The organism is Frigoribacterium sp. MEB024 (assembly GCF_000878135.1).
In the GTDB taxonomy this organism is placed as follows: Bacteria; Actinomycetota; Actinomycetes; order Actinomycetales; family Microbacteriaceae; genus Frigoribacterium.
Genome location: NZ_JXQZ01000025.1, coordinates 1 through 23,553, shown reverse-complemented (window position 1 = coordinate 23,553; position 23,553 = coordinate 1). Strand labels below are relative to the sequence as shown.

At 69.0% G+C, this 23,553-nt stretch carries 20 protein-coding genes; 1 reads left to right on the top strand and 19 read right to left on the bottom strand.

Translation table 11 applies throughout. The annotated features are described in order from the left end of the window. Positions 1–12: 12 nt before the first annotated feature. The 4 genes from SZ60_RS05845 to SZ60_RS05830 all read right to left on the bottom strand — a co-directional run bounded on the left by SZ60_RS05845 (position 13) and on the right by SZ60_RS05830 (position 8,768). A complete protein-coding gene (locus SZ60_RS05845) occupies positions 13–5,760 on the bottom strand; it encodes a tandem-95 repeat protein (protein WP_156155504.1) in 5,748 nt (1,915 codons plus the stop codon). Between the two features lie 68 nt (positions 5,761–5,828). Continuing rightward, a complete protein-coding gene (locus tag SZ60_RS05840; RefSeq protein WP_043594521.1) occupies positions 5,829–7,250 on the bottom strand; it encodes a serine/threonine-protein kinase in 1,422 nt (473 codons plus the stop codon). Between the two features lie 175 nt (positions 7,251–7,425). Next, positions 7,426–8,223, bottom strand: coding sequence for a PP2C family serine/threonine-protein phosphatase (locus tag SZ60_RS05835; RefSeq protein ID WP_043594520.1), 798 nt, complete (start codon positions 8,221–8,223; stop codon positions 7,426–7,428). Further along, entirely contained in the window at positions 8,220–8,768 is a 549-nt protein-coding gene (locus tag SZ60_RS05830; RefSeq protein WP_043594518.1) for an FHA domain-containing protein, read from the bottom strand. The genes SZ60_RS05835 and SZ60_RS05830 overlap by 4 nt, the downstream gene beginning before the upstream one ends. Before the next feature lie 190 nt (positions 8,769–8,958). Between SZ60_RS05830 and SZ60_RS05825 the strand changes: the two genes are divergently transcribed. Next, positions 8,959–9,519, top strand: coding sequence for a methylated-DNA--[protein]-cysteine S-methyltransferase (locus tag SZ60_RS05825; protein WP_082059908.1), 561 nt, complete (start codon positions 8,959–8,961; stop codon positions 9,517–9,519). 26 nt (positions 9,520–9,545) lie between these two features. Here SZ60_RS05825 and SZ60_RS05820 read toward each other — a convergent pair whose 3' ends face one another. From SZ60_RS05820 to rho, 15 genes are all read right to left on the bottom strand, one after another. Continuing rightward, entirely contained in the window at positions 9,546–10,301 is a 756-nt protein-coding gene (locus tag SZ60_RS05820) for a YaaA family protein (protein ID WP_043594516.1), read from the bottom strand. Between the two features lie 28 nt (positions 10,302–10,329). Further along, positions 10,330–10,590, bottom strand: a complete 261-nt coding sequence (locus SZ60_RS05815) for a F0F1 ATP synthase subunit epsilon (RefSeq protein WP_043594515.1) — start codon at positions 10,588–10,590, stop codon at positions 10,330–10,332. Between the two features lie 2 nt (positions 10,591–10,592). After that, entirely contained in the window at positions 10,593–12,053 is a 1,461-nt protein-coding gene (atpD, locus tag SZ60_RS05810; RefSeq protein ID WP_043594513.1) for a F0F1 ATP synthase subunit beta, read from the bottom strand. Between the two features lie 41 nt (positions 12,054–12,094). Continuing rightward, on the bottom strand, positions 12,095–12,994 hold the full coding sequence (locus tag SZ60_RS05805) for a F0F1 ATP synthase subunit gamma (RefSeq protein WP_043594511.1): 900 nt from the start codon (positions 12,992–12,994) through the stop codon (positions 12,095–12,097). Positions 12,995–13,038: 44 nt separating this feature from the next. Then, positions 13,039–14,676: a F0F1 ATP synthase subunit alpha gene (atpA, locus tag SZ60_RS05800; protein ID WP_043594509.1), complete on the bottom strand. Its 1,638-nt coding sequence runs from the start codon at positions 14,674–14,676 to the stop codon at positions 13,039–13,041. 59 nt (positions 14,677–14,735) lie between these two features. Further along, a complete protein-coding gene (locus SZ60_RS05795; protein WP_043594508.1) occupies positions 14,736–15,530 on the bottom strand; it encodes a F0F1 ATP synthase subunit delta in 795 nt (264 codons plus the stop codon). Positions 15,531–15,532: 2 nt separating this feature from the next. Then, the gene (locus SZ60_RS05790; protein WP_043594506.1) at positions 15,533–16,093 is read right to left on the bottom strand and encodes a F0F1 ATP synthase subunit B; all 561 of its coding nucleotides are present in this window, start codon (positions 16,091–16,093) and stop codon (positions 15,533–15,535) included. Positions 16,094–16,113: 20 nt separating this feature from the next. Next, positions 16,114–16,347 carry an ATP synthase F0 subunit C gene (atpE, locus tag SZ60_RS05785; RefSeq protein ID WP_043594505.1) on the bottom strand — a complete coding sequence of 78 codons (234 nt, stop codon included), beginning with the start codon at positions 16,345–16,347 and terminating at the stop codon, positions 16,114–16,116. A 54-nt stretch (positions 16,348–16,401) separates the two neighbouring features. After that, the gene (atpB, locus tag SZ60_RS05780) at positions 16,402–17,208 is read right to left on the bottom strand and encodes a F0F1 ATP synthase subunit A (protein ID WP_043594504.1); all 807 of its coding nucleotides are present in this window, start codon (positions 17,206–17,208) and stop codon (positions 16,402–16,404) included. 182 nt (positions 17,209–17,390) lie between these two features. Next, positions 17,391–17,816, bottom strand: a complete 426-nt coding sequence (locus tag SZ60_RS05775) for a hypothetical protein (RefSeq protein WP_043594502.1) — start codon at positions 17,814–17,816, stop codon at positions 17,391–17,393. Beyond that, a complete protein-coding gene (locus SZ60_RS05770; RefSeq protein WP_043594501.1) occupies positions 17,813–19,093 on the bottom strand; it encodes an MraY family glycosyltransferase in 1,281 nt (426 codons plus the stop codon). The genes SZ60_RS05775 and SZ60_RS05770 overlap by 4 nt, the downstream gene beginning before the upstream one ends. Beyond that, positions 19,090–19,767: an L-threonylcarbamoyladenylate synthase gene (locus SZ60_RS05765; RefSeq protein WP_043594499.1), complete on the bottom strand. Its 678-nt coding sequence runs from the start codon at positions 19,765–19,767 to the stop codon at positions 19,090–19,092. The genes SZ60_RS05770 and SZ60_RS05765 overlap by 4 nt, the downstream gene beginning before the upstream one ends. 39 nt (positions 19,768–19,806) lie before the next feature. Then, the gene (gene prmC / locus SZ60_RS05760; protein WP_231567061.1) at positions 19,807–20,664 is read right to left on the bottom strand and encodes a peptide chain release factor N(5)-glutamine methyltransferase; all 858 of its coding nucleotides are present in this window, start codon (positions 20,662–20,664) and stop codon (positions 19,807–19,809) included. 29 nt (positions 20,665–20,693) lie between these two features. Beyond that, on the bottom strand, positions 20,694–21,776 hold the full coding sequence (gene prfA, locus SZ60_RS05755) for a peptide chain release factor 1 (RefSeq protein ID WP_043594497.1): 1,083 nt from the start codon (positions 21,774–21,776) through the stop codon (positions 20,694–20,696). A gap of 2 nt (positions 21,777–21,778) precedes the next feature. Next, positions 21,779–23,553 (bottom strand): transcription termination factor Rho (gene rho / locus SZ60_RS05750; protein ID WP_052505192.1); only part of this gene is annotated, 1,775 nt, incomplete at its 5' end.

The following is a 23,553-nucleotide window of genomic DNA, read 5'->3' as shown; positions in this document are numbered from 1 at the left end:
GGAGTCGCGGCGTCAGCCACAGTTTGCCGTGACCCAGCCCGAGGCAGTCTGCGGATCGCCGCTCGCCGGGACGACCGTCGCTTTGATCCGGACCTGCTCGGCGTCGGCGGGCACGGCCGTCGGATCGTCGGACGAAGCGTTCCGCCAACTGGTGATGCCGAGGATCGGCACGTTGTACTGGATCTCGAACGTGGTGGAGGTGTTGCCGCCGGCGTTTCGAGGATCGTTGGTGGTCAGCCTTCCCGCGGGCTGGCACGAGGTGATCTCCCCGACGGTCTGGAGCGGGGTGACGCCGGCGCTCGCCTCCGAGTTCTGGTTGGAACAACTCGTCGCTCGGCAGGCTCGGATGACGACCGACGCGTTGCGCCCGTAGACGGACGAGTCGGCGAGTGACGTCACGTAACCGTCCGCCGAGGGGGTCACCCAGTCCTTGTCCCCGAACTTCGCCTGGAAGAATACACCGTCGGCGTCACCCTCGACGGAGAGATCCGTCACCCGAACGTCGAACCGGTCCTGTCCGCTGTTCGCGACGGTGACCGTTCCGCGCGCCCTCCCGGGCAGGCTCGAGACGGACGTCGCCGAGGCGGAGCAGAAGACGGAGTTGTCCGCGTAGACGAAGTAGGTGTAGCGCTTGCCGTTCTCGGCCGTCTTGTCGTCCGAGGGGCTGGACGCGTTCGAGGAGAGTCGCGACCGCGACGGGGAACAATCCGTACCCCCGACGTTGCCCTCGCTTCGCCACAGGGAATAGGTGACGGGAGCGGAACCGGCCGGCGACGCATCCGACCACGAGACCCTGATCGAACCGTCGGCCTGCACCACGGCGTTCGGGGCCGTCTGACCGGGAGGACCGAAAGCGGAGGCCTGCGCGGCGTCGCTCCGCGCCCAGTCGGTGTCACTGGTGACCTGGGCGGCGTTCCGGGCGAAGACTCGGAAGGTGTAAGGCTGCCCGGGGACGAGCCCGCCGACGACCGTCGACGTCGACGTCGTGTCACGTCGTGCCGGTGCGTTCTGGCCTGTGCCCTCCACCGTGTAGCCCACGACTGCGGTGCCGGGGCTCGGCTTGGGAACGGCGTTCCAGGAGATCTGGAGCTCACCGGCGGTGCTGGTCGGCACGACCCTCACCCCGGTCGGTGCCGCGGGAACGTAGTCGGCGCTGTACGGGGCGCTCGAAGCGCTGGCCGCCGACTCGCCGATGCCGTTGACCGCGGTCACGGAGAACCGGAACGTCTGCTCGGGGTCGAGGTCGGTCAGGGTGCACACGGTGGCCAGTCCGCAATCCCTGGAGTACGAACCGCCGGCCGAGCCGGTGCCGGTCAGACGGTAGCCGGTCAGGGGCGAGTTGTTGGCCGCGGGTGCCGTGTAGCTGAGGGTGAGCTGTCCCCCCGTGAAGGTGCCCGATCGGACCGGTGCGTTGGGGGCGTTCGGAACGTCCTGCACGCTGATGGTGACGGTGCCCCAGACGTAGCGGTCGGGGTCGTTCGTGACGTCGGCCACCTGGTACTGGAGGTTCGTGTCGCCCGGGGCTGCGGAGGCCGCGACCGAGACGGCGAGACTGCGGTTGTCACCACTCGGCGTGATGGAGACACCGGCCGGGACGGACGACCCGTTCAGCCCCCTGATGGCCACCACCCGGAGCGCCTGGCCGGGGAAGGGGTTCGTGGCCTGGTCGTTCTGCAGCACGTCGACCGTGGTCGACGCCCCGCGCTTGACGACGGCACGGTCGGCCGCCGGTTGGGCGAGGGGTCGGGTCGATCCCACCACGGACAGGGTGACGGCACCGCTCCGGCCCGGATTGAGTGCGTCGCTGACGGCGACGGGCAGCGACCTGCTCGTCCCCTTGGCGGCCCCCGCATCCGCCGACACCGTGAGCTTGGACCCCGACAGGTCGTAGCCGAAGCCCGCCGCACCGCTCTGCTCGATGGAGTAGCTGAGCTCGTCGACGTCGTCCGGATACGGATACGTGGTGAGCCTGGCGAGGTCGAGTGTGCGGGACTGGCCCGGTTCGAGGTCGACCGAGGCGCCGTTGAAGACGGGCGGTTGGTTCTCTCGCGACGTCACCGTGATGGGCAGCACGAGCGACGCCGTCCGTCCGTCCGGGTCGTCGGCCGAGCGGCCGTCGGTCACCTGGAACGAGATCGAGGCCGTGCCCGAGAACAGGTCGGCCGACGTGAAGCGGAGGGTCGTGTCGTCGACGACGAGATCGTCACCGTTCGAGTTCGTCGCCCGGACCGTTCCGGGGTCGGTCAGTCGGACGCCGTTGGTACCGGCCGAGATGACGTATCGGTCGAGGTCGATGGTGACGGCCTTCTCGCTCTCGACCGTGATCGGACGGACGGTCCGGTCGACCTGGGGAAGGGCGTCGTCGAACCCGGGCACGACGATGAACGCGTAGGCGCGGATGCCCGGGTCGTCCTTCCTCGAGACGGAGAACGGGACGATCTGGCTCGAGTCGGTGATGCGGACGGTCACGCGCGAGTTCGGCGTCACCTCGGCGGTCGAGCCGAAGCCCGGAGCCAGTCCGAGGTCGAGCTGGGACGTGCTGCCGTCGGAGAAGAACACGTTCGTCAGCGGGTTGACCGTCACGGTCTGCCGACCGGCGATGTCGCTGAGTCCGAGCACCGTGTCGTCGGCGAGAGGGTAGTTCAGCGGCGCATCCGGGTCGACCGTCACGGTGACGAAGGTCGAGCTCTGACCACCGCGTTCGTTCGACACGGTGTAGACGAGGCCGTACGTGCCCGGTGTCTCGGGGGGCGTCACCGACACCATCGTCCCCGAGACGACCTTGGCGACGACGCCGTCGCCGTTCGGCTCGACCGCGTCGACGGACAACGTGCCTCCGTCGGGGTCGGAGTCGTTGTCGAGCACCCGGACGGTGATGGAACCCCCTGGTCGCATGGTGACCGCGTCCGCGACGGCGATGGGGTTGCGCGACCCGTCGGCGCGGGTCGAGATGCCCACGCGGACCGTGCCGGTCGCCCGGGCCCCCAACCCGTCGACGACCGTGTACGTGAAGCTGTCGGTGCCCGCCGAGCTGGCGTTCGCCTGGTACTCGACGTAGTCGGTGCCGACCGTCGCCACGCTGCCCTTCTCGGGGTTCGTGCCCACCCCGAGCAGCTGGACCGAGTCGCCGTCGGGATCGATCCCGTCGAGGGGGACGCCGACGCGGACGGTCTCGCCGGCGACCACGCGCGCCGTCACCGACTGGGGCGCGGGGGCCGCGTTGCTGCCGGCGTCGACCTCGCGGACCGCGATGGCGACCTGGGCGGACGCCCGCTGTCCGTCCGGACCTTCGACGGTGTACGTCGCCGTGACGTTGCCCGGGGTGGAGGGGGCCAGGTACCGCAGACGGTTGCCCGACGCGAACAACAACCCGCTGCCGGCCGGGACGTCGCTCTCGAGTCGCGGCACCAGCGTCAGTTCGTCGCCGTCCGGCTGCTCGTCGTTCGCGAGGACGTCGATGTCGATCGAGTCCCCCACCCGGACGGTCACCTGGTCGTCGGTCGCGATCGGGGGCTGGGTGATCGCCCGGCGCGGGATCTCGACCACCGTCACCGTGCCGGTGGCCGAGGCGAGGCCGTTGCTGACGGTGTAGCCGAAGGTGACCGGCCCGTCGTCGAGCGGAGCCGCGAGCGTGATGCGGGCGTAGCGCTGGTCGAGGGTCTCGACCCTGACCCCCGACGAGGCGGGTACGGCGTCGGTCGCCGTGAGCATGAGGACGTTGTTGGCCGGGTCGCGATCCGTGGCCACGACGTCGAGCGTCTGCGTGCCCAGCGTCTCGACGAAGATCGTCTTGGGCGTCGTGATCGGAGGCGTGCCCGCGTCCGGAGGGGACTGGACGTCCACCCGTACCGTGCCGGTCGCCGTCTGGTCGCCGTCCGTCACGGTGTACTCGAGGAGATGGGTCCCCGGCGTGTCGCTGAGGAACCGGAACGTGCCCTGTTCGTAGTTCGGTGTGACGGTGACGTCGTCCTTCGCCGGGACGCTGTTGAGCTTGATCGTGCCCGTACCGCCCCGGGCGTAGGTCAGCGGTCTCACGGTCAGCTGCTGGCCCGCGTAGGCCTGTTGAGAGAACGGCAGGGCCTCGAGCGGGACCTGGCCCGCCCCCATCACATCGATCGAGAGCGTCCCTCGCCCCTCGTCACGGCCGTCCGAAACGGTCAACGGGACGTCCACGGTCGTGTCGCCCGCGCCGGCGTCCTGGTAGACGACGTCCCCCGACGGTTTGTACGACACCCCGGCCACCCCACCCGCCGAGGTCAGATAGAAGGCGTCGCCGTCGGGATCGACCCAGTCGCCCAGGACCGAGGTGGTGACACGCCCCGACGACGACACCGACGCGGTCGTCCTGCGCGCCTGCTGCGGCGGCGAGTTCTCGGACGGCTGGCGCACGGTGACGGTGACCGTCGCACTCGCCTGCCCGCCCCGACCGTCCGAGATCGTGTAGTCGAACGTGAACGCGCCCGAGGCCGAGTCGGTGAGGGTGAGCAGCACCTGCTGCCGGTCGTTGACGAGGTCGAGCCTGCCGACGGAGTCGTCGAGCGGGGACACGTCGTCGACCACGAGCGGGTCGCCGTTCGGGTCGTAGTCGTTGAGCAGGACGGGCACGGTGGTCGCACGACCCGGTCGCGCGCCGAACGCGTCGTCGACGGCGACCGGTGGTTTCTGATCGAGATCGAGCTCGGGCGGTTGCTCGTCGTCGTTCTCCTGCTGTTCCTCCTGGTCGCGGTCCTCTTGGAAGAGGTCGGACCAGTTGTCGATCAGCTGGCCGGAACGCTGCACGGCCCACGACCGCCCCGTCGCCGGGTCGTTAAGCACGACCCGACGCGCGTTGACGTCGAAGACGAGGTCCGCGCCTCCGGCGACCTGGTCGAGGTCGAGGACTCCCCCGCGGGCCGATGCGCAGTCGCTCCACGCCGAACCACCCGCCCAGGCGGCGAACCGGCAGTCGCCGACGACCACGGGTCGTGCGGGCTCGCCCTCGCGTCCGCCGACGACCTCGGTGACCCGCGACGAGTCGATCGCCACGGACAGGAGTCCGGTGGACGTGGCGACCAGGACCGCGTCGCCCGTGTCGGACCCGGCCTGCAGGGCGAGTCCGCCGGACGCCCGGTCGGACAGGTCGACCTGCCGTCCGTCGACGACGAGGGCCCCGGTGACGGCGTCGAGCACGGCCCAGTGGCTGCCCACGGAGGCCACCTGGTACCCGGCGGACGACGAGGCGGGCACGTCGTGCGTCTCGGTGACGTCGGGTGACACCGTGCCGTCGAAGAGCGACACCCGGCCGGTGTCGGTCGAGTAGGCGGCCACGGTCCCGTCGGCCGTGACGCTGGTGACCAGGCCCTTGCCGAGGCTGAGATCGGGGTCGACCTCGGTGCTGAACGACGACAGGTCGGAGAGCGGTTGGCTCCACACCTCGCCCGTGCCCTGCGAGACGACCAGCGCCCGGTCGCCCGCGATCGACACGTCGGGTGATTCCGGAGGCAGCGGGACGCTCTCGGTGACCTCGGCCGTCGCGGTGTCGACGACGCCGACCGTGGCGTTGCTGCGGTCCACGAGCAGGACGTCCTGCCCGCGCTGAGCCACCGAGAGGTCGGCACCGGTGCCGCGCACGGCGGAGTTGAGCTGCAGGACGCCGGTGTTCGCCCGGCCGATCGCAGATCGTTCGCCGTTGGCCACCCAGACGGTGCCGTCGGACAGGTCTACTCGCTGGGCCTCGTAGCCGTTGCTGGCCACGGCGATCGTCGTCACGAGCGTGGTCACCGCGACCACTCCGACGCCCGTGACCACGGCGGATCGACGACGGGCAGCCCAATCGAGCAGCCGTCCCATCAGCCCTGACCCGCCGTCGCGCAGTTCTCGTTGCTCGCCGGGCCGGTCGAACCACCGCGGCTCACGGTGACGGTGATGCAGACCTCGTCACCCGGGTCGGCGGGGGTGGCGACGAACCGGTCGGCGGACTGCTGGCTCGTCTGCCCGCCGGTCGAGATGACGTAGGTGTCACCTGCCCGGAGCCCCGGATCGCTCCAGGTGAAGACCACCGAGGACCCGTCGCTCGACGACGCGACGTCGGCCACCCGGGGAATGTCGGTCGACGTCGAGCGGACGAGCACGAGCGTCGCCGCGGCCGCCAGGCCGATGCCCACGACGGACACCGCCACGAGGACCCAGGTCATGACGAGCACGGACCGACGTCGCGCCGGGCGCGTTCCCGTGCTGCGGGGCACCGCGCGGCTCTGTTGCGACGAACCGCCGTGCTGCGCCTGGACCTGGGCCTCGGTCGCCCGACGTCGGCGACGACGCCGGGAGGCCTGCACCGGGGTCACCCCTCGGAGGCGCGTCTTGTCCTCGAGGTCTGCCACGGTCGCGAGGGCCCAGTCGTCGACGGCCACCTCGATGGGCGTCTGCACGACGCCGATCTCGCTCTCGACCTGCTGGAGCTCGCGCACGAACTCGAGGACGCTGGCCTGGCGGTTCTCGGGGCGACGCGACATGGACCGCGCGAGCAGTCGCTCGAGCGTGGGCGGGACGTCCGTCCGACCGGTGGGCACGAGCTTGGCCTTGTCGATGCGACCGATGAGGTCGGAGGCGCCATTCTTGTCACCGCCGAGGACCTCGAACGGGCTCCGGCCCGCGAGCAACGAATACACCGTCGCGCCGAGCGACCACACCTCGGACTCGATCGTGCCGTTCGTCTCGTCGAGCAAGACCTCGGGCGCCGACCACGGGATCGACATGCCGACGACCTCTTGCGGCTCGCTCTCGCTGAGCGACGCGGCGATGCCGAAGTCGGACAGCACCGGATGGCCGTAGGCCGTCATGAGGATGTTCGACGGTTTGAGGTCGCGGTGGAGGACACCCTGCCGGTGGGCCGTCTCGACCGCGCTGCCGATCTTGACGCCGATGCGCAGCACGTCCGCGACGGGGATGCGGTCGCGCCGGTACCGCTCGCTCAGCGACGAGGAGCAGAGTTCCATGACCAGGTAGGGGCGGCCGTCGGCCGAGACGCTGGCCTGGAACACCGTGAGGATCGACGGATGTGCGCTGAGCTGGGCCATGAGGTTCGCCTCGGCCTGGAACATCTGTCGGACCTGGTCGTTCACGACCTCGCTGAGCATGACCTTCACCGCGACCTGCCGGCGCGGCATGTTCTGTTCGTAGAGGAACACGTCGGCGAAGCCGCCCGACCCCAGCACGCGCACGTGTGAGAATCCCGGCAGCACGGGGGGCGCTGAAGGCAGTCGTCGAGCCACGTCGCCTCCTCTGGGGATCGATGCCGGGTCGGCTGGGTGGAGCTGGTCGGCGTCGGTCCGACCGCTGCCATTCTACGTGGGAGCCCCTGACGCCCGAGAGGCCCGTGGGCCCCCCTGTGGACAGGCCGACTCCCCCCACTTCGGGGGCCGGGTCGTCCGCGGATGCGTGTCGCGCTTAGTCGGCGTCCGGCGTCTCGACGCCGCGGACGTCCACGACGAGGGCCGTCACGTTGTCGCGCCCGCCCGCCTCGACGGCGGCCTCCACGAGGGCCGTCGCCGCCTGCTCGGCACCCTCGACACCGCCCAGCACCTCGGCGATCCGGTCCGCCGACAGCTCTTTGGTGAGGCCGTCCGAGCAGACCAGGAGGCGCAGGCCGGGCCGGGCGGGGACCCGCCAGTAATCCGGTCGCGGATCGACGTCGAACCCGACCGCCCGGGTGATGACGTTGCTGTCGGGGTGCTTCTCGGCGTCGTCCGCGTGCAGGAGCCCGGCGTCGACCATCTCCTGGACGACGGAGTGGTCGACGGTGACCTGGCGCAGGCGGCCGTCCTCGAACATGTACACACGCGAGTCACCCACGTTGAAGACCGTGAAGTCGACCTCGGCGCCGTCTGCTTCGCGGGACAGGAACGCCCCGGTGGCCGTCGTGCCGACCCCGAGCTCGGTGTCGGCCGCCGCGACGGCGATGTCCTCGGTGGCGACGCGCAGAGCCGTCTCGACGTCGTCCGTCGTGGCGAACGGTCGGGACGCGATCTCGCTCATGCGGCGCACGACCGCGTCGCTGGCCACGTCGCCGGCGCTGTGTCCGCCCATGCCGTCCGCGACGACGAAGAGCGGGGCCGCGGCGAGGTAGCTGTCCTCGTTGTGGGCTCGGCGACGACCCACGTCGGTCACCCCCGCCCAGTCGAAGGTGAGTCCCGGGCCGTCGAGGCCGAGGGCGTGGGCGGTCGTGGGGCGTCCGAGCTCTGTCACAGGAGGGGTTCTTTCGTCGGGATGATGCGCTGGGGAGGCAGGATCTCGAGAAGGTTCCCGTCACCTACGTCCACTATCGTGCCTGCACGCGCGACGAGCGACTCGCCTTGCCGCAGAACCACGGGAACGCGTCCGGGCTCGGTCACCCGGGTCCCGTTCGTCGAACGCAGGTCGGTGACCACGACGATGCCTCCTTGCTGGCGCACGTCGACGTGGGCGCCCGAGACCTCGTGGCGGGGAGACGGCACCGTCACCAGCCGTGGGACGGGCCCCGACCCGAGGCGCGGCCCGGCGGGCCGGCGCCCGACCACGACGGGCGAGTCGAGCAGCAGGTCCTGCCCGGCCACCCTCACCCCGTGGAGGCGCGGGGCGGGACGGGCGGACGCGTTCGGCTCTCGGCCCGTCGGCGCGGGCACCGGAGGGGACGCTCGGAGGACGGTGTCGTCCGCGTCCGCGGGGCCCGAGGGACGGGCGCGACGTCCGACGACGGTGTCGTCGATGCCGTGGAGTTCGTGCCACGGGTCTGGACGATGTTCGGCGGGCATCTCGTTCCTCTCACCGGGGGCCGTGGTGCGCGTCGGCGACCACGACCTCCACGCTAGCGCGCGGCGCGACCCACACCTCGTCGGCGTGGCGCCGCACGACGTCTCCTCCCCACGCTCGGCGGGATGCCATCGACGCACATCGGCGCCGGACACCCTCATGCGGCCCGGACACCGGCCCTAGCGTGACGCCATGACCGACCTCGTCCTCGTGCCCCCGCTGCCGCCCGGCCGAGCCGGCGACGACGAACCGCCGGGACTGGTCCGGCTCGACTCCCCCGTCGGACGCATCGAGATCGTCAGCCGGCATTTCGCCGTCGAGGGCCTGGCGATCGAGCGCGACGGTGTGCTGCCCCACGACGATCACCCCGAACGGCCCGACAGCCTCCTCGACGCCGCCCGACGACAGGTCGACGGCTACTTCGAGGGGGTGCGCACCCGCTTCGACCTACCGTTCCGACTGGTGGGTTCGAGCTTCCAGCGCTCGGTCTGGTCCGCTCTGCTCGAGGTCGAGTGGGGTCGGGCCACGACCTACGGACGGCTCGGCGGGACGTTCGGCAACCCCCGGGCGGGTCGAGCCGTCGGCGGAGCCGTCGCGACGAACCCGCTTCCTCTGCTCGTCCCCTGCCATCGCGTGCTCGGCCGGACGGGCGGCGTCACCGGATACACCGTCGGTGAGGGGGTCGAGACGAAGAAGTGGCTCCTGCGGCACGAGGGCATCGCGTTCCGAGACGGTCCTGTGCCGCTCGACTGAGCCGGGACCGGTCGTTCGCCCGGCGATCAGACCGAGGCCGCGAGGACAGACTCGGCAACGAGGACCGTCTCGTCCCCTGGCTCGAGCACGAAACCCCGACCGTGGGCCCAGTGCGTCAGGTCGCCGATGTCGCGCAGTTCGGGGCGATCCGTCAGGAGCGCCCGGACGAACAACCCCTTGCTCTTCTTGTTGAAGTGGTTGAGGGCCCGACGCCGGTCGCCCGCATCCGAGACGACCCTGACGTACGTCGATCGGGGCCCCGTCGGCCCGAGACCGACGTATCCCTCCGATCGCAGGTCGACGACGAGTTCGTCGACGCCGGCCAGCACCTCGGACACCGGTCCGCGCCAGAGCTTCTTCAACGATGTCCCAGGCACTTTGGAGTCGTGCGACAGCCGATAGGCCGGGATCTCGTCACCGGCCCGGAGCAACCCGAGCAGGGCCGAGTGCACCACCACGTGTCGGTGGGCCCAGTTCCATGCGTCGTCACCGAGCAGCCCCACATCGAGGGGGTCGAAGAGGACGCCCGTGTAGCGCGCCAGAGCGGGCATCGTGGGCGACACGGTCACCAGCTGGTTGCGCTCGACCTCGTGAGCCTGGGTGGGCCCGAGCTTGAGGGCGACGGCGGCGGCCGAGACGTCTGCCGACATCTCGTCGAGCAGAGCCAAGGAGGCGCGGCGTGGGCCCTCGAGTTCGTCGAAGGACAGTGCCGCCACGTCGAGCCGTGAACCGACGCTGCCCCCGTCGAGTTTGGTCTCGGACGGGGGCAGCAGGAACAGCATCGAACTCGGTGGTGCGGACAGCTGGTGATCAGTTGAGCTGCGCGTTGCGCGCGACGACCGTCACGGTGTCGTTCTCGACGGAGAGGAAGCCGTCGTCAGCGGTCGCCTCGACGGTGGTGCCGTCGGACAACCGGACCCTGACCTGGCCTGAGGCCAGGATGGCGAGGATCGGCTCGTGACCGGGAAGGATTCCGATCTCACCCTCGGCGGTGCGAGCGACGATCGACGACGCCTCGCCCGACCACACCTCGTGGTCGGCCGAGACGACGCTGACAGTGAGAGCAGCCACGATCAGCCGTTCTCCTTCTGGATCTGAGCCCACTTCTCTTCGACGTCCGAGATGGAACCGACGTTGAAGAAGGCCTGCGTGGCGACGTGGTCGAACTCGCCGTCGGCGATCGCGGTGAAGGACTCGATGGTGTCCTTCAGCGGAACGGTCGATCCCTCGACACCGGTGAACTTCTTCGCCATGTACGTGTTCTGCGAGAGGAACTGCTGGATGCGACGGGCACGCGACACCGTGATCTTGTCCTCTTCGGACAGCTCGTCGACACCGAGGATGGCGATGATCTCTTGCAGCTCTTTGTTCTTCTGCAGGATGGCCTTGACCCGGATGGCCGTGTCGTAGTGCGCCTGGCCCAGGTAACGGGGATCGAGGATGCGGCTGGTCGAGGTCAGCGGGTCGATCGCGGGGTAGAGACCCTGCGACGCGATCTCGCGCGACAACTCGGTGGTCGCGTCGAGGTGCGCGAAGGTCGTCGCGGGGGCCGGATCGGTGTAGTCGTCGGCCGGCACGTAGATCGCCTGCAGCGAGGTGATCGAGTGACCACGCGTCGAGGTGATGCGCTCCTGGAGGACGCCCATCTCGTCGGCGAGGTTGGGCTGGTAACCCACGGCAGAAGGCATGCGACCGAGCAGGGTCGAGACCTCGGAACCGGCCTGCGTGAAGCGGAAGATGTTGTCGATGAAGAGCAGCACGTCCTGCTTCTGCACGTCACGGAAGTACTCGGCCATGGTGAGGGCCGAGAGCGCGACGCGGAGACGGGTTCCCGGCGGCTCGTCCATCTGGCCGAAGACCAAGGCGGTCTTGTCGAACACGCCCGCCTCGTCCATCTCGGCGATGAGGTCGTTGCCCTCACGGGTACGCTCGCCGACGCCGGCGAACACCGACACACCACCGTGGTCCTGTGCGACGCGCTGGATCATCTCTTGGATGAGGACGGTCTTGCCGACGCCCGCACCACCGAAGAGGCCGATCTTGCCACCCTGCACGTAGGGCGTCAGGAGGTCGATGGACTTGATGCCCGTCTCGAACAGCTGCGTCTTCGACTCGAGCTGGTCGAACTTCGGGGGCTTGCGGTGGATCGGCCAACGCTCGGTGATCTCGACGGTCTCGTCACCCTCGAGGTTGAGGATCTCGCCCGTGACGCTGAAGACCTTGCCCTTGGTGACGTCGCCGACGGGCACGGAGATGGGGGCGCCGGTGTCGATGACCTCTTGCCCGCGGACGATGCCGTCGGTGGGCTTGAGGGCGATGGCACGGACGAGGTCGTCACCGAGGTGCTGGGCCACCTCGAGCGTGATCTGCGTGGTCGTGTCACCGATGGTGATCTTGGTGGTCAGCGCGTTGTAGACGCCGGGGATGGCATCGTGCGGGAACTCGATGTCGACGACGGGGCCCGTGACCCGGGCGATGCGCCCGACGCCGGGAGCCGACTCGGTCGCGACCGGTGCGGTTGCGGTGTCAGTCATGGCTTCTCTCTCTTCGGATGATGATGCTGTGGTGCAGAGCTCTACTTAGCCGATCCGAGGGCGTCTGCGCCGCCCACGATCTCGGAGATCTGCTGCGTGATCTCGGCCTGACGCGCGTTGTTGGCCAGACGGGTGAAGTCGCGGATGAGGGTGTCGGCGTTGTCGCTGGCAGCCTTCATGGCCTTCTGACGGGCGGCGTGCTCGGAGGCGGCCGACTGCAGCATGGCGTTGAAGATGCGGCTCTCGATGTACACCGGCAACAGAGCGTCGAGCACCTCGGTCGGATCGGGTTCGAAGTCGTACAGCGGCAGGACCTCGTCCTCACCAGGCTCTTCGATGCCCTCGACGACCTCGAGGGGAAGCAGACGAACGACCTCGGGGACCTGGCTGACCATGTTCACGAAACGGTTGTAGACGATGTGGATCTCGTCCACGCCACCTTCGGCCGCTTCGGTGAGGAACTTGGACACGACCGCGTCGCCGATCTCTTTCGCCGTGGCGAACTCGGGCTGATCGGTGTTGCCGGTCCACACCTGCTCGGCGTCACGACGTCGGAAGGCGAAGTATCCCTGGGCCTTGCGACCCACGAGGTAGTAGACGACCTCTTTGCCCTGGCTCCGCAACAGCTGTGCGAGCTGTTCGCTCTCTTTCAACGTGTTCGAGCTGAACGCGCCGTTGAGACCGCGGTCGGACGTGAACACGACGATCGCGGCACGCTCGACCGTCTCGGGCTCGGTGGTCAGCACGTGGTCGACGTCCGAGAACGTCGCCACGGCCGACACCGCGCGTGTGATGGCTCGCGAGTACGGCCCGGAGGCTTTCATCCGGGCCTGCGCCTTCTGGATGCGCGAGGCCGAGATGAGCTCCATCGCGCGAGTGACCTTCTTGGTCGTCTGCGCAGAGCGGATCCTCTGCCGGTAGACCCGGAGTTGGGCTCCCATTACTCTCCTGTTGTCTCGTCAGTCGTGAACGTCGAACGGGCGCGTCAGCGCTTCGTCTTGACGATCTTCTCCTGGTTGACGTCGTCGGCGTCGGTGGCCTCGAACTCTTCGCGTCCCACGGAGGCGAGGGGCTTGCCCTCACCGGTCTGGAACTCCTGCTTGAACGAGTCGATTCCGCTCTCGAGAGCTGCGACGATCTCGTCCGACAGGACGTTCTTCTCCCGGAGGTCGGACAGCACGGACGTGTTGCGGCCCATGTAGTCGAGCAGCTCTCGCTCGAAACGCAGGATGTCGGGCACGGGGACCTCGTCGAGCTTGCCGTTGGTGCCGGCCCAGATCGAGACGACCTGGTCCTCGACCGGGTACGGCGAGTACTGCGGCTGCTTGAGGAGCTCGGTCAGACGAGCACCCCGTGCGAGCTGTCGACGGCTCGCCGCGTCGAGGTCGGACGCGAACATCGCGAACGCCTCGAGCGAGCGGTACTGGGCGAGTTCGAGCTTCAGCGTGCCCGAGACCTTCTTGATCGACTTGACCTGAGCGTCACCGCCGACGCGGGACACCGAGATGCCGACATCGACCGCGGGACGCTGGTTGGCGTTGAAGAGGTCGGACTGCAGGAAGATCTGGCCGTCGGTGATCGAGATGACGTTGGTCGGGATGTACGCCGACACGTCGTTGGCCTTGGTCTCGATGATGGGGAGACCCGTCATGGAACCGGCACCCAACTCGTCGGACAGCTTGGCGCAACGCTCGAGGAGACGCGAGTGCAGGTAGAAGACGTCTCCGGGGTACGCCTCACGTCCCGGCGGGCGACGCAGGAGGAGCGAGACGGCACGGTAGGCCTCGGCCTGCTTCGACAGGTCGTCGAAGATGATGAGGACGTGCTTGCCGCTGTACATCCAGTGCTGACCGATGGCCGAACCGGTGTACGGGGCGAGGTACTTGAAGCCGGCGGGGTCCGAGGCGGGAGCCGCGACGATCGTCGTGTACTCCATCGCTCCGGCCTCTTCGAGGGCACCCTTGACCGAGGCGATCGTCGAGCCCTTCTGGCCGATGGCGACGTAGATGCAGCGAACCTGCTTGTTCTCGTCGCCGGACTCCCAGTTGGCCTTCTGGTTGATGATGGTGTCGATCGCGATGGCCGTCTTGCCGGTCTGGCGGTCACCGATGATGAGCTGACGCTGGCCACGGCCGACGGGGATCATGGCGTCGATCGCCTTGATGCCGGTCTGCATGGGCTCGTGGACCGACTTGCGCTGCATGACACCAGGAGCCTGCAGCTCGAGGGCGCGGCGACCTTCGGTGGCGATGTCGCCGAGACCGTCGATGGGAGCACCCAACGGGTCGACGACGCGACCCAGGTAGCCGTCACCGACGGGGACGGACAGGACCTCACCCGTGCGGGTGACCTCCATGCCCTCTTCGATGCCGGAGAATTCGCCGAGCACGATGGCGCCGATCTCGTCCTCGTCGAGGTTCTGGGCCAGACCCTGCGTGCCGTCCGCGAAGCGGATGAGCTCGTTGGCCATGACGCCGGGGAGACCCTCGACGTGCGCGATGCCGTCGGCTGCGTCCGTGACGTGGCCGACCTCGGTGGTCGAGGCCTTCGACGGGTCGTACGACGAGACGAAGTCCTTCAGCGCGTCGCGAATCTCATCCGGGCTGATCTTGATGTCTGCCATTGTGATTCCTATTCGTAGCGAGGCTTCGGGAGGCCTCGAGTCTGTGTGTGAGAGCGTGACTAGCCGGCGAGCTGCAGGCGGAGCAGGCTGAGCTTGGTCGCGACGGTGCCGTCGATGACCTCGTCGCCCACCTGGACCCGGAGACCGCCGACGACGGCGGGATCGATGACCTGGTTGATGCGCAGGCTACGCCCGAACTGCTTGGCCAAGCCGTGCTGCAGTCGAGTGACGTGGGCATCGTCGAGGCGGACGGCGCTCGTGACGGTGGCGACGAGCTGGTCGGACTGGTCGGCGACGATGTCGGCCGCGTGACGCAGGAGCTCACCGATCCGACGCCCACGAGGCTGCTGCACCAGGTGCACGACGATGACGACGGTCTGGCGACTGGCCTTGCCGCCCAGGAGACGCTCGACGAGGTCCGCCTTGGAGGCGGGGTCGCCCAGCTTGGAGCCGATGGCCAATTCGAGCTGGGCATCGGTGCGGACGGCCGCGTCGAACGCGAACAGCTCGTTCTCGATGCTGCTGTCGGCCGGGGTGGTCGTCGCGATCGCCCGGAAGGCGACCTCTTCGATGCCGGCGAGCAGATCGTCGGACGAGGACCAGCGGCTGCCGACGACCGACACGAGCACGGCTCGCGTCGACTCGGAGAACGACCCGAAGAGCCGGTCGAGCAGCTGCTTCTTCGTCGCCACGTCGACAGCGGGGTCGGCGAGATACGACTGCAGCTGAACGGAGCCGCCGATGACCCGACCGGCGTCGAGCAACTGCTCGCCGGTCGTCAGGTCGACCGACCCGCCGAGGTCGGACAAGACCGACCGCGCCGAACCGAGTGCTTCTCGGGACATGGAACCCATCGTCAGTGGCCCGCCTTAGCGTTCTCGTCCGCCTCGAGCTCGGCCAGGAAGCGGTCGACCACGGCCGAGGCCTTGGCATCGTCGCTCAGCGACTCACCGATGACGCCGGAGGCGAGGTCGATGGCCAGCGATCCGACTTCGGACCGGAGCGACGCCACGGCGGCCTGCCGCTCGGCCTCGATCTGCGCGTGGGCGGAGGCGGTGATGCGGTCGGCATCGGCCTGCGCCTGCTGCTTGAGCTCGGCGATGATCTCGTTGCCCTCGGCGCGCGCAGCCTCACGGATGCGAGCGGCCTCGGCACGAGCGTCGGCCAGCTGCTTCTTGTATTCGTCGAGGGCCTTGGCAGCCTCGGCCTGTGCGGCCTCGGCGTGCTTGATGCCACCTTCGATGCGCTCGGCACGCTCGTCGAGGATCCTGCGGAACTTGGGGATCGCGAAGAGCCCGAAGAACGCGGCGATGACCACGAAGACGACCAAGGACCAGAGGATGTCGTAACCAGCGGGGAAGAAGATGGCGGCGCCCTGGGGCGCACCACCCTCGGCCGCGAGGATCGTCTCGATCATCGGTGTGTCGTCCTAACTGATCAGGAGAAGATGAAGCCGGCGGCGAGGCCGATGAAGCCCAGCAGCTCGGTGAACGCGATGCCGAGGAACATCGTGACCTGCAGGCGGCCGGCCAGCTCGGGCTGGCGGGCCATGGCCTCGACGGTCTTGCCCGCGACGATGCCGATGCCGATGCCGGGGCCGATCGCAGCGAGGCCGTAGCCGACGGTCGCGATGTTGCCGTTGATCTCAGCGAGGATCGTGGTGGTGTCCACTTGTGTTTCCTTCCGGTTGGGCGATGCACGTCGGATGACGTGCTTCGTCTGTATTTAGTGTTCTTTCGCCGCGGCCTGTTGGATGTAGACCGAGGCGAGGAGCGTGAAGACGTAGGCCTGCAGCACGGCGACGGCCATCTCGACGATGGTCATCACGAAGCCACCGATGAGGGTGAGAGCACCGAAGGCCATGAAGCCCCCGCTCATGCTGAAGAAGAAGAAGTGCGTCGCCGCGAAGCAGAGCACCAGCAAGAGGTGGCCGACCATCATGTTCAACAGGAGTCGGAGGGCCAGGGAGATCGGCCGCACGATGAAGATGTTGATGAACTCGATGGGCGTCAAGAGGATGTACATGACCCACGGCACACCGGGCGGGAAGAGGGCGTTGCGCAGGAACGTCGCGCCGCCGGCCTCACGGAAACCCGCGTAGATGAACATGATGTACGCCACGACCGCCAACAGCAGGGGCATGGCGATGACCGACGTGCCCGCGATGTTGAGGCCGGGGATGATGCCCGTGATGTTCATGGCGAAGATGCCGAAGAACATGGCGGCCAGCAACGGCAGGTATTTGCGTCCGAGCTTCTCGCCGAGGATCTCCTCGACGATCTGGATGCGGACGAAGTCGAGGCCCAGCTCTGCGATGCTCTGCCCGCGGGACGGGATGAGCCGCCCCTTGCGCAGGGCCAGCCAGAACAGCAGCAACATGACGGCGATCGCGAAGAGGCGGACCAGCATGATGCGGTTCAGCTCGAAGGGGGTGCCCTCGAAGAAGATGGCGGGAGGGAAGAACTCGTCAAGAGTCGGGGCGTGGAATCCCCCGTCCCCGTGGCCGGCTTCGGCAGCGGAGAGCAGGTTCACAGCGTTCGCTATCAGCGCTATCTCCTGTGTCGGGGCGAGCACCCTGAAGTGTCGCGACGATTGGTGGGGTTTGTCATCCGTGCACGCTGGAGACGCGGCCGGGGAACGTCGTCAACCCTATCAAGGTAATGGGAGCTTCCACGAATCGGTCGAGGTATTTTCACCGTGTGCACGCATGGTCGTCAGTCCTGCGGAGCGGGGGGCAGCGCGGCGTCGCTCACGTACGACAGGCGCCCCCGGACGACCACGAGGGCGTCGACGGCCAGCGTGCCGATGATCGAGACGACGAGGGCCAGGAAGAGCACCACGTCGTTCACGAACGGCTGGTCGCGCAACGCGACCAGCAACACGATGAAGATGACCAGCTTGAGCAACCAGGCGCCCATCACGATTCCGAAGAACGCCCCGAGCGTGAAACGGATCGCCACCAGCATGCTCGCGGCCGTGATCGCGGCGAAGAGGATCGCGAGCCCCACCCCGACCAGGGCGCTCCACAGGCCGTCCGTGCCGGCGAAGAAGTAACCGAGCCCCCCTCCGACGACGGCGATGACGAGGGCGAGCACGCCCGTGTACTTCAGGATCTGGGTGAAGATCGAGCTGGCGTTCATGCGGGGTCCTTCGGGTTCGTCAGTTCGGGCACGACGGCCTTGGCCGCGGTGTCGGTGTCGTGCGGGTCGAGGACGTCCGCGGCGGCGTCGAGCGGATCGAACCGGTCCGACTCCGTCGTCGACAGGTCGCCCGTGCGGGTCGTCTGGACCGCGATCTCGACCTTCTTGCGCCGGCTGAGCGGAGACAACGTGGCAGCCGTGCAGGCGACCAGGCCGACACCGAGGAACACGGCGACCAGGTAGGTCGGTTTCACGAAGAGGAACATCAATCCCCCGACGGCCGCCACGAGGGTCCAGGCGTAGAAGATCAGGACGGCTTGGAAGTGGGAGTGACCCATGTCGAGCAGGCGGTGGTGCAGGTGCTTGCGATCGGCCGTGAACGGGGACTTGCCGGCGCTCAGTCGCCGGAGGACGGCCAGGCCGAAGTCGAGCAACGGCACGACGAGGATCGCGAAGGGCAGGATGATCGGGATGAAGGCCGGCAGCAGGGCCGTCCGGGAGATCCCGGCCGGGTCGATCTGCCCGGTGACCGAGATCGCGCTCGTCGCCATGACGAGGCCGGTGAGCAGCGCACCCGCGTCGCCCATGAAGAGCTTGGCCGGGTGCCAGTTCAGCGGCAGGAAGCCGAGACAGGCCCCGATCAGCACGGCCGAGAGCAGGGCCGCGAGGTTGAAGTACTCCGTCTGGCCGATGGTGATCGAGATGACGAAGCTGTAGACGAAGAAGACGCCGTTGGCGATGATGGCGACCCCGGCGACGAGGCCGTCGAGACCGTCGATGAAGTTCACGGCGTTCATCACGAGGACGATCGTCAGGACCGTGAGCACGAGGGACATGTACGGCGAGCCGATGGCCAGGCTGCCCCCGATGGGCAGCGAGACGAGTTGCACGCCCTGCCAGGCGAGCACGCCGGCGGCGATGATCTGACCCGCCAGCTTGGTCATCCAGTCGAGGTCGTACAGGTCGTCGACGACTCCGATGACGACGATGATCGTGGCGGCGCCGATGATGGCCAACGGGGGGCCTGCGTCGGCGAAGACGAGACGGAAGTAGTCGACTCCCGAGATCAGCGGGAAGACGAACCACGCCGCGAGGAGCGCGACGACGATGCCGGCCCACATCGCGATGCCCCCGAGTCGTGGCGTCGGCGTCTGGTGGACGTCACGCTCGCGGATCTTGGGATAGAGGCGGTACTTGAGGCCCACCCGCCACACCACGACGGACAGCACGAAGCTGACCGCCGCCGAGATCGCCAGCGCGAGGAGGTAGTACCTCACGCGAGGGCGTCGACCCCGACGACGCGGATGATGTCGGCGTCGGACAGGACGCCGTGGCGCACGATGCGCAGCACCCCGTCGGCACCGCCCGTGGCATCGACGATCGTCGACCCCGTGTTGGCGCCGGGCCGGTGTTCGTACGTCGTGCCCGCGGCGCCGTCGTCGAGGTAGACCGACACCGAGTCGCCGAGCATGCGGCGCGCGTCGCCCGCCGACTCGGCCGCGGGGCGGCCGGTGAGGTTCGCACTCGACACCGCGAGGGGGCCGGTCTCTTCGAGCAACTCGAGGGCGATGCGGTGACTCGGCACGCGCAGGGCGACGGTGCCGCGCGTCTCGCCGAGATCCCAGCTGAGCGACGCCTGCGCGCGGAAGATGACCGTGAGCGGGCCGGGCCAGAACTCGTCGAGCAGCGGACGGACGACCTCGGGCACTCGGTCGGTGAGCGCGGCGAGGGTCTCTTGCCCCTTGATCAACACCGGAGGCGGTGACTGACGGCCTCGGCCCTTGGCGTCGAGCAGGCGCTGCACGGCGGTCGGATCGAACGCGTCGGCCGCGACGCCGTACACGGTGTCGGTCGGCAGGACGACGAGCTCGCCTCGCCCGACGGCACCGCGCGCCATGCGCATGCCGGCGAGCAGTTCGGAGTCGACGGAGCAGTCGTGAAAAGTGGCCATGACCTGACGATGATAGTGCGACGGACCGGGAGAACCCGGTCAGCGCACCGCCGTCGTGGCCCGGTCGCGACCGGTGAGGTCGGGGTGCGTGGCCGGGGAGCGCCATCCGTCGGCCGTCAGGAGGTCGCGGATCGCGCCTCCTTGGAGCTCGCCGTGCTCGATGACGAGCGCTCCCCCGGGGCGTAGCAGCCGTCGGGCGGTGAGGGACAGAGCCCGGACGAGGTCGAGGCCGTCCTCGCCGCCGTACAGGGCGAGGGCAGGATCGTGGAGGCGCACCTCGGGGTCGCGCGGGACCATGCCGACGGGCACGTACGGCGGGTTCGACACCACGACCGAGACCGTGGCATCGAGTTCGGGCACGGCGTCGGTGAGGTCGCCCTCGACGAGTCGCACGTTGTCGACACCCACCGCGGCGATGTTGCGACGCGTCCACACCGCCGCGTCGGGAGAGAGCTCGACGGCGACGACGGTGGCCGTCGGCACCTCGGAAGCCATCGCCAACGCGAGGGCCCCGCTGCCGGTTCCGAGATCGACGGCGACGGGCGACGCGTCCGGAACGGCACGGAGAGCGTCGATCGCGAGCTGGGCGACGCCTTCGGTCTCGGGCCGGGGGACGAAGACGCCGGGCCCCACGTGCAGCTCGAGGTGCCGGAAGGACGCCCGCCCCGTGATGTGCTGCAGGGGCTCGCGGGAGGCACGGCGCGTGATCGCGGCGACCAGCGCCTCCTGCTCGTCCGTCGTCAAGGGCGACGCGGTGACGGCCCTCGCCCGGACAACTCCCCTGGCCAGGCCCGTGACGTGGGCGAGCAGGAGTTCGGCGTCGACGTCGGGCGACGGCACCCCGGCGTCGGCGAGGACGGCCGACGCGACCCAGAGGCCGGCGTCGACCGTCGTCACGCCCTCGAAGGCCGTGGCGATCGCGTCGCTCACGACGCGGTGTCGCCGATCTCGGCGAGACGCGCCTCTTCGTCGGCCTGGATGCACGAGTCGACCACCGGGCCGAGCGCACCGTCCATGACCGCGTCGAGGTTGTACGCCTTGTAGCCGGTGCGGTGGTCGGCGATTCGGTTCTCGGGGAAGTTGTAGGTGCGGATGCGCTCCGACCGGTCCATGCCCCGGATCTGACTCTTGCGGGCGTCCGACGCGATGGCCGCCTGCTCTTCTTGCTGACGGGCCAGGATGCGGGCCCGCAGGACGCGCATGCCGGCCTCGCGGTTCTGCAGCTGGCTCTTCTCGTTCTGCATCGCGACCACGATGCCCGTGGGCAGGTGCGTGATGCGGACGGCGGAGTCGGTCGTGTTGACCGACTGTCCGCCAGGGCCGCTCGACCGGTAGACGTCGATCTTGAGGTCGTTCTGGTTGATGTCGACCTCTTCGGGCTCGTCGACCTCGGGGAACACGAGCACGCCCGTGGTCGAGGTGTGGATGCGCCCCTGCGACTCGGTCGCCGGCACCCGCTGCACGCGGTGCACACCGCCCTCGTACTTGAGGTGGGCCCAGACGCCCTGCGACGGGTCGGACGCGTTCGACTTGAGTGCCACCTGCACGTTCTTGTAGCCGCCGAGGTCGGAGTCGTCGCTCGCGATCATCTCGGACTTCCAGCCCTTCGACTCGGCGTAGTGCAGGTACATGCGCAGCAGGTCCGCCGCGAACAGGGCGCTCTCGGCCCCGCCCTCGCCGCCCTTGATCTCCATGATCACGTCGCGCCCGTCGTCCGGGTCGCGCGGGATCAGGAGGCGCCGCAGGCGTTCCTGGCACTCGTCGAGCGCCTGCTCGAGGCCGGGGACCTCGTCGGCGAACGCCTCGTCCTCTTTCGCGAGCTCACGGGCGGCCTCGAGGTCCTCACCCGCCTGCTGCCACGCCGAGTGGGCAGCCACGATGCGGCTGAGCTCGGCGTAGCGGCGGTTGATCTTCTTGGCGCGTGCGGCGTCGGCGTGGACGGCCGGATCGCTGAGCTGCGTCTGCAGGTCGTCGTGCTCGGCCAGCAGCACGGCCACCGACTCGAACACGCTCAGTGCTCCTTGTGGCCGGAGTCGTGTCCGTTCGAGGCGGGGACCGACTTCTGGACCTGGACGAGGAACTCGACGTTCGACTGCGTCTCGCGCAGGTTGCGCAGGACGATCTCGAGGGCCTGCTGCTGGTCGAGTCCGGCCAGGGCCCGGCGCAGGCGCCAGGTGATCTTGACCTCGTCGGGGCTGAGCAGCATCTCTTCACGACGCGTGCCCGAGGCGTTGACGTCCACGGCGGGGAAGATGCGCTTGTCGGCCAGGTGGCGCGACAGGCGGAGCTCCATGTTGCCGGTGCCCTTGAACTCCTCGAAGATGACCTCGTCCATCTTCGAACCGGTCTCGACGAGAGCGGTCGCGAGGATGGTCAGCGAGCCACCGTTCTCGATGTTGCGCGCCGCGCCGAAGAAGCGCTTCGGCGGGTAGAGGGCCGACGAGTCGACGCCACCCGAGAGGATGCGGCCCGACGCGGGTGCGGCCAGGTTGTACGCACGACCGAGACGCGTGATCGAGTCGAGCAGCACGACGACGTCGTGGCCCAGCTCGACGAGGCGCTTGGCGCGCTCGATGGCCAGCTCGGCGACCGTCGTGTGGTCTTCGGCGGGGCGGTCGAAGGTCGAGGCGATGACCTCGCCCTTGACCGTGCGCTGCATGTCGGTGACCTCTTCGGGGCGCTCGTCGACGAGCACGACCATGAGGTGCACCTCGGGGTTGTTGATCGCGATGGCGTTGGCGATCGACTGCAGCACGAGGGTCTTGCCCGCCTTGGGCGGCGAGACGATGAGGCCGCGCTGCCCCTTGCCGATCGGCGACACGAGGTCGATGATGCGGGTCGAGAGCTTCTGGGGCTCGGTCTCGAGTCGGAGGCGCTCCTGCGGGTAGAGCGGGGTCAGCTTGCTGAACTCGACGCGCTTGGCCGCCTCGTCGACGGGCTGGCCGTTGATCGAGTCGATCCGCACGATCGCGTTGTACTTCTGGCGCCCCTGGCCCTGGTCGCCCTCGCGGGGCTGACGGATGGCACCGACGACCGCGTCGCCCTTGCGCAGGTGGTACTTCTTGACCTGGCCGAGCGAGACGTAGACGTCGCTCGCACCGGGCAGGTAGCCCGTGGTGCGCACGAAGGCGTAGTTCTCGAGGACGTCGAGGATGCCCGCGACGGGAATGAGGACGTCGTCCTCGCCGATCTCGGGTTCGACGTCGTCGTTCTGGCCACCACGGCCACGCTTGCGGTCACGCTGACGGCCACGGCCCTGTCGGCCGCCCTCGTCGTTCTGACCGCCGGACTGGGGGCCGTTGCCGGACTGCTCACCGCGGGCGGCGTCGTTCTTCTCGCCGGCCTCACGCTGGGCCTGCTGCTCGGCGCGCTGCTCGTCGCCGCGCTGCTGGCCGTTCTGCAGCTGGCCGTTCTGCTGCTGGCCGCCACGCTGCTGGCCGTTCTGCGGAGCGTCGGCCTTCTGTGCACCGTTCTGCTGGCCACCGTTCTGGTCGGCCTGGGCCTGCTGCTGACCGCCCTTGCCACGGTTGCGGTTGCGGCTCCGACGGCCACCACCCTGCTGGCCACCGTTCTGCTGGTCTCCGCCCTGCTGGTCCGTCTGGGCCTGGTCGGTCTGGGCCTGCGGGTCGGAGCCGACCTCGTCGGCGGAGGCGGACGGGGCCGTCTCGGTGGAGGTCGACTCGTCGGCGGCCGGGGTCTCGACCGAGGCGCCGGGCTGCGCGGCGTCGGCGGCGACGGACGCGTCGGAGGCGCGGCGCGAGCCACGACGGCGCGACGGACGCTCGG